5 protein-coding genes and 3 pseudogenes are annotated in these 12,188 nt (G+C 57.2%); 2 read left to right on the top strand and 6 right to left on the bottom strand.

Features of this window, described 5'->3' with window-relative positions; all coding sequences use genetic code 11:
• Nucleotides 1-191: 191 nt before the first annotated feature.
• The 6 genes and pseudogenes from AC4ANK_RS07105 to AC4ANK_RS07130 form a co-directional block, all read right to left on the bottom strand.
• Nucleotides 192-3,658 (bottom strand): annotated as a pseudogene (locus AC4ANK_RS07105) (toxin VasX).
• Nucleotides 3,655-4,542, bottom strand: a complete 888-nt coding sequence (locus tag AC4ANK_RS07110) for a DUF4123 domain-containing protein (protein ID WP_031597530.1) — start codon at nucleotides 4,540-4,542, stop codon at nucleotides 3,655-3,657. Before AC4ANK_RS07110 ends, AC4ANK_RS07105 begins: the two are co-directional and overlap by 4 nt.
• A gap of 199 nt (nucleotides 4,543-4,741) precedes the next feature.
• Nucleotides 4,742-6,100 (bottom strand): imelysin family protein, encoded by a 1,359-nt coding sequence (locus AC4ANK_RS07115; protein WP_002555009.1) that lies wholly within the window; start codon nucleotides 6,098-6,100, stop codon nucleotides 4,742-4,744.
• A 169-nt stretch (nucleotides 6,101-6,269) separates the two neighbouring features.
• A complete protein-coding gene (locus tag AC4ANK_RS07120) occupies nucleotides 6,270-8,321 on the bottom strand; it encodes a putative bifunctional diguanylate cyclase/phosphodiesterase (protein ID WP_002555008.1) in 2,052 nt (683 codons plus the stop codon).
• Nucleotides 8,322-8,708: 387 nt separating this feature from the next.
• Nucleotides 8,709-9,290 carry a superoxide dismutase gene (locus AC4ANK_RS07125; protein WP_460383285.1) on the bottom strand — a complete coding sequence of 194 codons (582 nt, stop codon included), beginning with the start codon at nucleotides 9,288-9,290 and terminating at the stop codon, nucleotides 8,709-8,711.
• A 192-nt stretch (nucleotides 9,291-9,482) separates the two neighbouring features.
• Nucleotides 9,483-10,074, bottom strand: a pseudogene (locus tag AC4ANK_RS07130) (LysE/ArgO family amino acid transporter).
• Nucleotides 10,075-10,168: 94 nt separating this feature from the next.
• On the opposite strand from AC4ANK_RS07130, the pseudogene AC4ANK_RS07135 reads away from it, so the two are divergent.
• A pseudogene (locus tag AC4ANK_RS07135) lies at nucleotides 10,169-11,066 on the top strand (LysR family transcriptional regulator ArgP).
• 74 nt (nucleotides 11,067-11,140) lie between these two features.
• Nucleotides 11,141-12,133: an NAD-dependent epimerase/dehydratase family protein gene (locus AC4ANK_RS07140; RefSeq protein WP_002555004.1), complete on the top strand. Its 993-nt coding sequence runs from the start codon at nucleotides 11,141-11,143 to the stop codon at nucleotides 12,131-12,133.
• Nucleotides 12,134-12,188: the final 55 nt, after the last annotated feature.

The raw sequence follows: 12,188 nt of genomic DNA on the forward strand, positions 1-12,188 counted from the left end.
AGCAGCGCACTGCGAACTCCAGTGACGCAGAGGTCAAATGGAAGTCTAGATAAGTGTCGGCAGCCATTCTGTCGATGTTCTGTAAGTTTGACGCCGATACCCCGGTAGGCAAGGGACGTGGTGCAAGGTAGAAGACTTCTGTGTCGGCCTCATGCTCTGTATCGCCTGCACATGGAGATTGCTCGTATTTGCTAGAATTCAAAAAGATGGTCTCTCTCGATAGGTAAAACAGGTAATGTCATACCCTCGTCGGTAACGCTTGACGATGCATGGATGGGTTTGCTTAGTGAGCCCATGCTCAGTGGAATACGGTAATTCAGGTATCCCTGATCCGCTTTCAGGTAAGTGTTGGCTAATGCCGGTTTGACGGCGAGCCGCAATAACAGCAGTACGTTATGTCCCTGCCAGTCCTCGGGGATCTCCAGCGCCAGTGTCAAAGGTGATGCAGAGGCAACGGACAGTCCTTGGCGAAGTCCTTTGCTGACATCCTGCCTATGGGGGGCTTCTATTAACTCGGCCAACCAGCGCAAGGAAGTGTCGTCAAAGCTGGACTCGGTAAGTCCCGGTAATATCAGATGCAGGCTGCGTACAGCTTGTCCATCCAGCTGGCACCTGCTAATGCCTTGATCGAGAACCGTGGGCAGCAGAGTAGTCTCGGCAAGTTTTTGTGAGTGCGTGCTCCAGTCCCAACCCAGGGGCTCGTTACCCCATAGACAATGGAGTAGCCATCGCTGCTCTTCGTCCAGGTTCGAGTAGTTGTAAAGTGCTTCACCGCCAAGTTGCAGGGCTGTGAAAATAAGTCCCCATGGAGTAAGTCGCATCGAAAGCTGCAGAAAGCGTGATCCACGGGTTGCCCAAGCAATGCTTGCGGCCTTCTTCCTGGCATCTCCGGTTTCAGGGTAAATGTCTTTTAGAAAGCCTATCAGCTCTTTGCCTGCATGCCCTGTCAACACAGCACTAATTCCGGTTCCTCCAATATCGCCGCTCATTGCGGTGAAAGCACCTGACTTTTCTCCAGAGTTGCCGCTTATCAAACCGCTCTTCCACTTTTCAACGTTATTCCAAGTTGTTCCTGCGGCACCTACGAGGCTTAAGGGGGCAATGATAGCTCCTAACCCCATGCCCCACTGTCCCATACGAACTCCGAACAGCATACCTCTTGTTTCGGAACTGTTTTCGGTTATTGCCTTAAAAGCTTCGCTGGTCATCGCTAGATATACAGCTTGGAATACTGAAATAGAGGCTGAGGCAACTGAAGATAGTGTACTTGCCCATATAAAGTTTTCTTTTACAGATCTATTTCCCTTTGATGCTTTCCAAACACTCCAAGCCTCCCCCAGATTCCCAACCTGTAAATACACCGCCAGTAAAGGAAAGAAACTACCCTTCAACGCCGCTGCAGCCGCCCCCTGAGTCGCATACCCCCCAAACGCACCAGCACGCAGCCTGTCAATTTCGGCATTGAGCGCGTGCAGTTGCGGGTCAGTGATATCCAGTCGAACGCCAATCGCGCCGTTGTGCGGGTTACCGGTCGGGGTAATGGCTTTTTCCAGGTCTCGGCGCAGCGCGTCGCGCGTGTTGCGGGTCTGCAGCAGCCGTTTGTTGGTGTATTGCCTTTCGTAAAGCAGACCTTGATGTTGATCCGCTGTCAGTGTGCGGCGGTTGATAAGTTTGGTGAGGCGGTTGCGCTCTCTGATGAGGTCGTCTTCGGTAGCAAGCAGCTGATTCAAGCGCACGAAGTTGTCGCGAAATTTTGTCACGTCGGTTTCGTTTGCAACTCTCAGGGTGACGGCTTCCTGTTGCAGCGCCACCAGCATGCCCAGTCGTTGTGCTCGATTGCTTGCCTTGCTGAAGTTATCCAGGTGTTGGCGTAGCTGCGGGCTGTTCAACTGCTTTTGCATTTCAATCAGCCAGCGCTCCAGGTGCAGGGCGACGGCCGGGATGTAACTGGCATTGACGGCTTGATGAAAGGGTAGGGCGGCGGGGGCCAGGTTCAGACTGTTGGTCCAGTGATTGCCCATGATGTGGCTGATATCAGCGACGCGCCTTTGCGCATCGGCCAGTCCGTCGCTGAAGTTGTGAATATCATCCAGCCACTTGAGCAGGCTGCCTGATTTGGCGCGCAGAAAGTCCATGTCCAGACGCCCGTAGAACACCGGCAGAATGTAGTGGGGGTTGTCGTGAAAGTAGTCGCTGACCCTGCGCAGGCTTTCGTCGGTGCGGCACAGGTCGCGGGTGCAGTTGAGCTCCATCGCCAAGGCGCTTTTCAACTGGTCGGGATGGTCTGGGTCGAAGTACCAGGCACTTCGAAAGAGCTCCCCTTGAGTGAACAGGCGCACGCGATCATGGGTGATATCGTCCAGGCGCTGCGTCCAGCGTTGAAGGTGCGAGCGCTCCTGAGTCAGATAGGCTTGCATTTCCTGGTGACGAACAAGGTCGTAAATACCTCGTGAGCCGAGGCCCACACCATTTAGCGTGCCTTGGCTGTTCTCTTCCAGCGCTTCAATGTCGTCTTTCAGTTCTTCATGGAGTGGTTTGCCAAGTATGAGCACCATCTGTGAGTGCTTGTTTTCCACGTCGAGTCTGGCAAACCTGGTTTGCGGCCGCTCGGCGTGCGCACCCCCGCGCATGGCGGAATACTGCCCCGCTGAAGTAGTGGCTGGCACAGGCCCTTGATGGTGTTCCCGATGCCAGTCATTGCGCGCATTCAGGTAATCGTAAATGCGCGTGCGTTGTTCGGGCGTTGTGTTCTTCAGCAGTTTCGAGCAGGGCTTGTCTGCCGGGCAGTGTTTTCGCCAACGCTCATCAGTGTGTCAATGTAGCTGGCGGTGATGTAACGCATTTCATTGTTGTTGCGCTCACGCCACTGGTTGAGCCAGCCCACTACCTCGTCCTGCTCCTGCGCAAGGTCACGCAGAATGCCGATGCTGTCGTCGAGCACCAGATACAGGTGATTCAGTTCGTAGAACGGGTTGAGTGTATTTTTCAACTCGCCGATGTGCGCCTCGCGAAACAGTGGCAGATGCTCCCAGACATAGTCCTGGCGTTCTCCTTCGGGCATCTCGGGTGTAGTGCATTGCTGTGCCGGCAACTCGGCGAGCTCGGCAAGTTGCTCTCTGACCTGCTGTTCGACGCGAAGGTGGACACCGCCTTGCTGGCAATCGGCTGCAGCCAGATTCACTTTTTGCATGAAATAGAAACGGTCTGCAGCGCTGGCCAGCACATGGGTGCATTTGGCGGCGGTCCATTGCAGTTCGGCATAGGCAACATGCAATGTTGTATCGCGGGCAAAGATCAGGGTGTGCTCGCCAATTGTGGTCTGCCTGACATCCTGAGCGACTTCCCGGTCCTGCCAGAGCAGTTTGGTCGGCACGCCGTTGTCTAGGCGATACTCATGCAGGTAACCACTGCTTTCATCAATCACATACAGATAGCCGTCACGCACCAGGCGCAAGCCGAGCGGTCGTTTCAAGTCTCTGTAACCCGAGGTATCCGGCAGGTTATGAAGCCGTTCCACGCGGCCGTAACGCAGTGGCAATAGCTGGACTTTGGTGCCCATCAACGGGCAGTTGCTCGTACTGTTGCGGGCATCAATATGGCTTTTTGCTCTGGACTCCCAATAGGCTTTGTCCACAGGGGAAAGTGTCTTGCGACTCATGGCCGGGTTGCTCCGTGCGGTTCGCGACTGCGTTTCACTGCCAGCCAGTTGGCCTGTTGAATACGCCGGGATGGCGTCAATGAGGACTTTTCATTCATCAGCGATCTGATATCGAGATGCGACTCGACCGGCTGGGTAGCCAGAAAGCAGGTGACGTTGGCGTAGTGGAAAATATCCGCTTCGCTGTTGAAGCCTGCTTCATAGGCTGTGACGGCCAGCGCATGCACATGGCTGTATCGCGACTTCAAACCCGTGGATGTGAGGTAGGCCGGAAAAAATGTGCGCAAGTGCTGGTCAAGACTGATCACGATCAGGCGAAACGCGACGTCATTCATGGCCTCCATCTGCCGGTCGTTCATCCGATACAGAACAGTTTTGTCATGACCGGCTGGCTCCCCACGGCGCTCGTGCTGGACCCAGTGTTCAGTAATGACATCTACTGCATAAACGCTGTCGATAGGGCCAAACAGCCTATTGTCGGTGTGCTCCGGATGAAGCCCGAACAGCGCGTTGGCGACAGGCGGGTCGGAAAGGTTCAAGTGGCAGGCCCTGCCTGTTGGTTTATCAACGAACACCAGCCAGCGCAGGTGATCAGCCACTGTCTTGTGGTCGGCGTCGCTGAACAGCAGCAGACCCCATTCTTCGCGCGCGCAAGTCAAAAAATTTGAAAAAGTCGGGTCGTGTGGGCCGTCGATCTGAACCAGGGCGGGCGAGTGATCCAGTAATTCGCTGAAGCGGGTTTGCAGAAAAAGCAGCGCGCAGATCGGCGCTGGATTCCACTCGAAAAGCTTTCTTCTCAACTGTGGGAGATTGATGGCGTTGAGCAGCAGATAAGCGTTTTTCGACCATGACAGACCGCCAGGGCCTGATTCAAATTCAAACATGTGCGCGCTTTGATGGGGCAAGGGGCGCGGATATTCGGCGGTATGGGAAACGTTTTCAATACGCAGAAATGACTTTGGGAAAGGCCCTACAAAGATCGCCGAAATATCGCTGGCCAGACCTGATGCGCATATCGGTCAGGCATAAAAAATGCCGGTCAGCGAACTGACCGGCATTGGTTGTTACCGCAAACAGTACCTGTCAGAACTCGTGATCAGCGTTGTCCGGGTTCAGGTCGGTGATGCCGAGCTTGCCAGCGGCCTGTTCGATAGCCCCCGTCTGTTTGACCAGCGCAGCAATGGCGTCACGCACCACTTGATTGCCTGCCGTGTTGCCGGCAGCGATCAACTGGTCGAAGTGCTCACCCTTGTTGGCGTGATCAACGATGACCTGTAGCTTGGCCTGGGTGTCGTCCAGATCGGCGCGCAAGGTGGCGTCGGTGGCAGGGTCTACCTTGGCAACCAGAGACGAAAGGCTCGGGCCGCTGACTTTGCTGCCATCGGTGCGCGTATATTCGCCCAGGTAAACGTTGCGAATACCCTTGCCGTTGTAGAAGTGCGAGTTGTGCGTGTTGTCGCTGAAGCAGTCGTGTTCGTCTTCGCTGGAGTTGGCTTCCAGTGCGACTTTCATACGCTCGCCCGCCAGTTCACCTAGCGACAGGCTGCCCATGCCGAAGAGCATTTTGCGCAGACCGCTTTCGCCGGATTCGGCTTCCAGCGTGGCACGGTAGTTGTCGGCAACGCCGGCCTTCCAGTTGCCGGACATTTCTTCCAGATCGCTGACCAGCAGATCGGTAACGGCCTTGAGGTAGGCGCGGCGGCGGTCGTTGTGGCCGCCGGTCGCACCGGCGCCTTCAAGGTAGTCACTGGCTGGACGAGCCCCGGCACCAGGACCGGTGCCGTTCAGGTCCTGGCCCCACAGCAGAAATTCAATGGCGTGGTAGCCGGTAGCAACGTTCGCTTCGGAGCCGCCCAGCTCGTTCAGGCTGGCAAGTTTTTCGGAGGTGATTTCCTTCACGTCGACCTTGTCTTCGCCGACCTGAATTTCGGTGTTGGCGATGATATTGGCAGTCGCGCCAGGGTTGCCCAGCGCGTGCTGGTAATCCTTGGCGACATAGTCGATCAGGCCTTCGTCCAGGGGCCAGGCGTTAACCTGTCCTTCCCAGTCGTCGATGATGGTGTTGCCGAAGCGGAAGACTTCGCTCTGCATGTAAGGCACACGCGCAGCTACCCACGCATCCCGTGCGGCTTTCAAAGTTTCATCGTTGGGTTTTGCCAGGAATGCGTCGACGGCGGTGCTCAGTTTTTTCGCACCAGCTTCGGCGTCGTCGAACACCGCAGACACCATGTTGGCGTAATTCGCGACCACAGCCTTGGCCGCCGCGTCGTCAGTCTGGGAGGCTGCGGCCGGAGCAGGGGCAGCAGGCGTCGCCGCGGGAGTCGCAGGAGCAGCGGCTGGCGCGGGTGCCGGGGCGGCAGCCTTGTCCTTGCCTTCGCCACAACCGGCGAGAGAGATAGCGATGGCCAACAGACTAGCGGTTGCCAGAGGCATACGAATCATGACGGAATCCTGCGTCGATAAAGTTGATGGCGGGGTGCGCCCAGAAAATCTGCGACATGATGCGAAAGATTTGCATTCGATGTAAAGGCAAAACGCCTTTGCGGTCGTGTTCAGGTATTCAGCAGGTTGTAACAGTCGGTTTCAAGATGGCTCGAAAGAGCACTGCCGTTCAAAGGCTGGCGGCGTTATGCTCTCTCGACTGTTTCAGGTAGGCCAGCAATTCCCGACCGGGCAGCGGCTTGCTGTACAGGTAGCCCTGGCCTTCGTGACAGCCCTGGGTGACGATATAGGCTTCCTGCTCGAGCGTCTCCACACCCTCGGCGATGACCTGCATGCCAAGGCTTTTACCCAGCTGGATAATGGCCCGCACGATGGTGGCGTCATCGTCGTCGTCAATCAGGTCCTGAACGAAACTCCGGTCGATCTTGATCTTGTCCAGCGGCAGGCTTTTCAGATAACTCAGTGAAGAGTAACCGGTACCGAAATCATCGATGGCGATCAAGGCGCCGGAGCGTCGCAGGCTCAGCAGGTGCTGGGCGGCGGTATTGATATCTTCCATCAGGCCGGTTTCGGTCACTTCCAGTTCCAGGCTACGCGGTGGCAGGCGGTAGATCTGCAACAGGTTGTTGACCACGCGCGGCAGTTCCGCGTGGTGCAGTTGCACGGTCGACAGGTTGACCGCCATGCGCAAGTCGGTGAAGCCTTGATCAAGCCATTCGCGTAACTGGCGGCAGGCCTGATCAAGCACCCATTCGCCGATGGCGATGATGGTGCCATTCTGCTCGGCCAACGGGATGAATACATCCGGCGGCACCAGACCATGCTCTGGATGTTGCCAGCGGATCAAGGCTTCCACGCCGACGATGCGGTGATCGCGATAGCTGATCTGCGGCTGATAGACCAGGTACAACTGATTGCCCGGCAAGGCTTCGCGCAGATCTTTTTCGAGTTCACGACGGCGGCGCATTTCGCTGTCGACGCTGGCGATGTAGAACTGATACCGGTTACGCGAGCGGGCTTTGGCCAGCGTCATGGTCTGTTCAGCTTTTTGCAGCAGTTTCTCGGTGTTGTCGCCGTCTTCGGGAAATAGCGTGATGCCAATGGTCGCTCGTAAGCGGATCTGCTGTTCACCGACTATAAACGGGGCCTCCAGCTCATCCAGAATATTCTGCGCCAGCTCTGCTGCCTCATAGGGTTGCTCGATTTTGGCCTGCACCAGTGCAAACTGATCGCCGCCCAATCGCGCCAGAGCGCCGAGTCGCCCGCTGTGGGCGCGTAGCCGGTCAGCCAGCGCGAGTAACAGTTGATCGCCTGCCTGATAGCTGAACTGTTCGTTGATACCTTTGAAGTCATCCAGGCCAACGCAGAGAATCGCGACCCGGTGCTGCTGACGCCCCGCATCTTCGAGAATTCTGTCCAGACCGATCTGCAACTGAAGCCGGTTGGGCAGGCCGGTCAGGAAATCGTATTGCGCCATGCGCTGCAGATTGTTCTCCGCCTCGTGGCGCAGATAAGTGTGGCGCTCGATGGAGGCCAGCAGCTGGTTGGCGGTATTGACCCAAATCCCCAGTTCGTTTTTCTCGTGGCCTTTGAGCAGTGGCAATTGGTGTTCGCTGGGGCGGTCGGGGTTGATCGCGATCAGATGTTCGATGATTTTCGACAGTGGCCTGGTCAGCAACCAGTGATAGACCAGGTACAACACCAGCCCCATTGCCAATGCACGCAATACACCAGCGATGAAGATGATTGCGGCATTGACCAGAAAGCTTTCGCCGTAATTGGCAGTGTCCAGCGTGATACGCAGGTCGCCGTAATACTCGCTGTAGGGGCTGCGACCGACCAGTTGCGTGGTGAAGCTGCGCTCCTGGCCGAGGATAAGGTCTGTCAGCCAGCGGGTTGGAGAGCTTTTCAGCGGGCGGTCTTTTTCTGCGAGCAGGCTTTCGTTGGGGTGTCCTATCGATGCCATGCGTACCGCGTCGTCCTGAAACAGGCCTTCGATGACCTGCATGCCCATTTCGCGGTCCAGGCTGTAAACGGCCTGCGTGGAGGGATCGCGGAACATTCCGAGAATTCGTTCGGCATCGTTCGCCACGGCCTGACGCGTCTTGTAGGCGTCGAAAACGATTTGCGCACAGCTTAGTACGACGCCTACCAGCAGCGCCGAAAGCAGTACGACGCGCAGCAACTTTACCGAAAGGCTATTCTTGAGTTCCAGCTTCAATGGCCGTTCCTTAGTTCGTGTCGGAGGACATATCGCCCCATGACCCTCGAAAAGCCAGATCCGCCCGTCGTGACGTGGTCAGAAACGGTGCGTCTGGCTGATCTTCGCGTTCCTTGCACCTACTGGCCCAAGCCACCTGCGTGTGTCGGGTGGCCAGGTGGGTAACTTGAGCAGAACACTGTAAAGAATTACGTCGTGATGCGAGTCAGCTAGCGTTTCTGACAATACACAAAGTAACAGCGGCAGGCGAAAAAACATTTGCTGTTCACCTGACTGGCAGGTCGAAGTCTGACGCCGTTTATTAAACACGAATCTGGAAAGACTACAGGTGTAAACCTGGAGCATAAAAAACCCGGCGCGAGGCCGGGTTTTTCGATGAGGCTGGAATCAGGCTTCGAATTGCTTGGCCACGAAGTCCCAGTCCACCAGGTTCCAGAACGCTTCTACGTACTTAGGACGCAGATTGCGGTAGTCGATGTAGTAGGCGTGTTCCCACACATCGCAGGTCAGCAGCGGGGTGTCGCCGCTGGTCAGCGGGTTGCCGGCACCGATGGTGCTGGCCAGAGCCAGAGAGCCGTCAGCCTTCTTCACCAGCCAGCCCCAGCCGGAGCCGAATGTGCCGATGGAGGTTTTGCTGAACTCTTCCTTGAACTTGTCGAAGGAACCGAATGCAGTGTTGATCGCCTCGGCCAGAGCGCCGGTAGGCTCGCCGCCAGCGTTAGGGGCCAGGCATTCCCAGTAGAACGTGTGGTTCCAGACCTGAGCGGCGTTGTTGAAGATACCGCCCGAGGAGGTCTTGATGATCTCTTCCAGGGTCTTGCCTTCGAACTCGGTGCCTGGCACCAGGTTGTTCAGGTTCACGACGTAGGTGTTGTGGTGCTTGTCGTGGTGATATTCCAGAGTCTCCGCAGAAATGTGCGGCACCAGAGCGTCTTTGGCGTAGGGCAGTGGCGGCAATTCAAAAGCCATGGTTTATCTCCTTTCAGGTCAATTGCGGTAGTCGCACGGCCGATCACGGGCGGCCAGATACAGCATGCACCGGGAGTTTTACTCTTTTGCGGCGCAGACCCCGGATCATAGCACCGGGTCTGCGGCTTAACCACGCAACAACTGTGTGGGATAGAGGTTCCAACGCGTTTGACCTCGAGGTCATGAAACCCGTCAGGCTGAGCGGATCAACTGAAAGGCCACGCTGAACATCATCACGGCGATCATCACGTCCAGCATGCGCCATGTGGCGGGGCGGGCCAGCCAGGGCGCGAGCCATGCCGCACCTAGTGCCAGGCTTGAGAACCACAGCAGCGAGGCGCTGGCAGTACGCCCCCGGCACGTCCTGTTGTGCCCCGAGCGAGCCAATCAGCAGCACGGTGTCCAGATAGACATGCGGGTTGAGCAAGGTAACGGCCAATGCGCTGAGCAACACGGTGCGCAGTGATTTTCTGCCAACCGCTGCGCTGTGTTCCAGGCTCTGCCGTGAGCAGGCGCGGCGTAATGCCTGCAGGCCATACCAGCTCAGGAATATCACGCCGCCCCAGCGCGCCACCGCCAGCAGCGTCGGATTCTGCGCCAGCACATTGGCCAGTCCGAAGACGCCTGCCGCCACCAGAATGACGTCGCAGACAATGCACAGCACCGCCACGGCCACATGATGTTCACGACGCAGGCCCTGAGCCAGCACAAAAGCATTTTGAGTACCGATAGCCATGATCAGGCCTGCCGCGATCAGCAGCCCATTGAGGTAGCTTTGCCACATGAGGATGTTCCATTGAGCAGATTCAGGTAGCCATTCTCAGAGGGTGAGCGCTATAAGGAAAACAAATAATACTCATCGCTCATTAGGAAAACTGATGTTCGACTACAAATTGTTATCTGCATTGGCGGCTGTGATCGAGCAAGCCGGTTTCGAGCGTGCCGCTCAGGTGCTGGGGCTGTCAATCTGCGGTTTCGCAGCGCATCAAATTGCTGGAGGCACGCATTGGTCTGCCGGTGCTGGTGCGCGCGACGCCACCGAGCCCGACCGACATCGGACGCCGCCTGCTCAATCATGTACAGCAGGTCCGTTTGCTGGAGCGCGACTTGCAGAGTCAGGTGCCGGCGCTGGATGAAGAGGGCATGCCCGAGCGTCTGCGAATCGCCTTGAATGCCGACAGTCTGGCGACCTGGTGGGCACCGGCCATCGGCGCGTTTTGCACGGAACACCGACTGTTGCTGGATCTGGTTGTCGAAGATCAGGACGTAGGGCTCAAGCGCATGCGTGCAGGCGAGGTCGCGGCCTGCCTGTGTGGCAGCGAGCGTCCGGTGGCCGGGGCGCGCAGCCAGTTGCTGGGGGCCATGCGCTATCGGGCGCTGGCCAGTCCTTCATTCATCGCCCGCCATTTTCCGCACGGCGTGAGCCCGGCAAATCTGGCCAGATCGGCAGCACTGGTGTACGGGCCGGACGACCTTTTGCAGCATCGTTATCTGGCACTTCTTGGCGTTCAGGACGGCTTCGAGCATCATTTGTGCCCGTCGTCCGAAGGTTTCATACGTATGATCGAGGCCGGGATGGGCTGGGGCCTGGCGCCCGAGTTGCAGGTGCGCGACCAATTGCGCAGCGGCACCCTGCTTGAATTGCTGCCGGAGCGCTGCATCGATGTGCCGTTGTACTGGCACCATTGGCGCAATGGCGGGCAGCTCTTGACGCAGCTTACCGAACATCTTGCGCAACATTCGGCCGATTGGCTGGTGCCGCTGAGCGAGGAATGATCGTCAACATGATCATGTGTAATCCATGCAGGCAGGGTTTTCCCTTTTCTGCAGATGCGTTAACGGAGCGGTAAATGAAGATTCTGGTCACCGGCGCGAGCGGCTTCATCGGCGGACGCTTTGCGCGTTTTGCCCTTGAGCAGGGCATGAGCGTGCGGATCAATGGCCGTCGTGCCGAAGGTGTCGAGCACCTGGTCAGGCGTGGCGCCGAGTTCATCCAGGGCGACCTCGCTGACCCTTATCTGGTGCGGGCGCTGTGCGATGACGTGGAAGCGGTGGTGCACTGCGCAGGCTCCGTCGGCCTGTGGGGACGCCGCCAGGATTTCATGCAGGGCAACGTGCAGCTTACCGAAAACATCGTCGAGGGCTGCCTGAAACAAAGGGTGCGAAGGTTGGTTCATCTTTCGTCGCCCTCGATCTACTTTGATGGAAAATCGCACCGCGGCATCAAGGAAGAGCAGGTGCCCAAGCGTTTCCATAATCACTATGCGGCGACCAAATACCTGGCCGAGCAAAAGGTCTTTGGTGCCGAAGAGTTCGGTCTGGAAGTGATCGCCCTGCGGCCGCGCTTTGTCACTGGCGCGGGCGACAACAGTATTTTCCCGCGTTTGCTGCACATGCAGCGCAAGAAGCGTCTGTCGATTGTCGGCAACGGTTTGAACGTGATGGATTTCACCAGTATGCACAACCTCAACGAAGCCATGCTGAGCAGCTTGCTGGCAACCGGCTCGGCGCTGGGCAAGGCCTACAACATCAGCAACGGCACGCCGGTCCCGCTGTGGGACGCAATCAATTATGTGATGCGCCAGATGCATCTGCCTCAAGTCACCCGTTATCGTTCATACGGACTGGCCTACAGTGCCGCAGCAATCAACGAGGGTGCCTGCCTGCTGTGGCCGGGCCGACCTGAACCTACCCTGTCAAGAATGGGCATGCAGGTCATGAACAGGGATTTTACGCTTGATATCAGCCGCGCCAGGCATTATCTGGATTATCAGCCTCAGGTCAGCCTGTGGACAGCGCTGGATGAATTCTGTGGCTGGTGGCAGGCACAGCACGCAATCTGAATGCGGTAGTGGCATAGTGAGATTGGTTACGCGCTGTTGTTATACTGCCCGACTT

It is taken from the genome of Pseudomonas sp. Pmew2 (genome assembly GCF_058129885.1).

Excerpts from the sequence above, each read along its gene's own strand:
- AC4ANK_RS07110 (WP_031597530.1), bottom strand. The coding sequence starts at position 4,542 with ATGTTTGAATTTGAATCAGGCCCTGGCGGTCTGTCATGGTCGAAAAAC.
- AC4ANK_RS07125 (WP_460383285.1), bottom strand. The coding sequence starts at position 9,290 with ATGGCTTTTGAATTGCCGCCACTGCCCTACGCCAAAGACGCTCTGGTG.
- AC4ANK_RS07115 (WP_002555009.1), bottom strand. The coding sequence starts at position 6,100 with ATGATTCGTATGCCTCTGGCAACCGCTAGTCTGTTGGCCATCGCTATC.
- AC4ANK_RS07140 (WP_002555004.1), top strand. The coding sequence starts at position 11,141 with ATGAAGATTCTGGTCACCGGCGCGAGCGGCTTCATCGGCGGACGCTTT.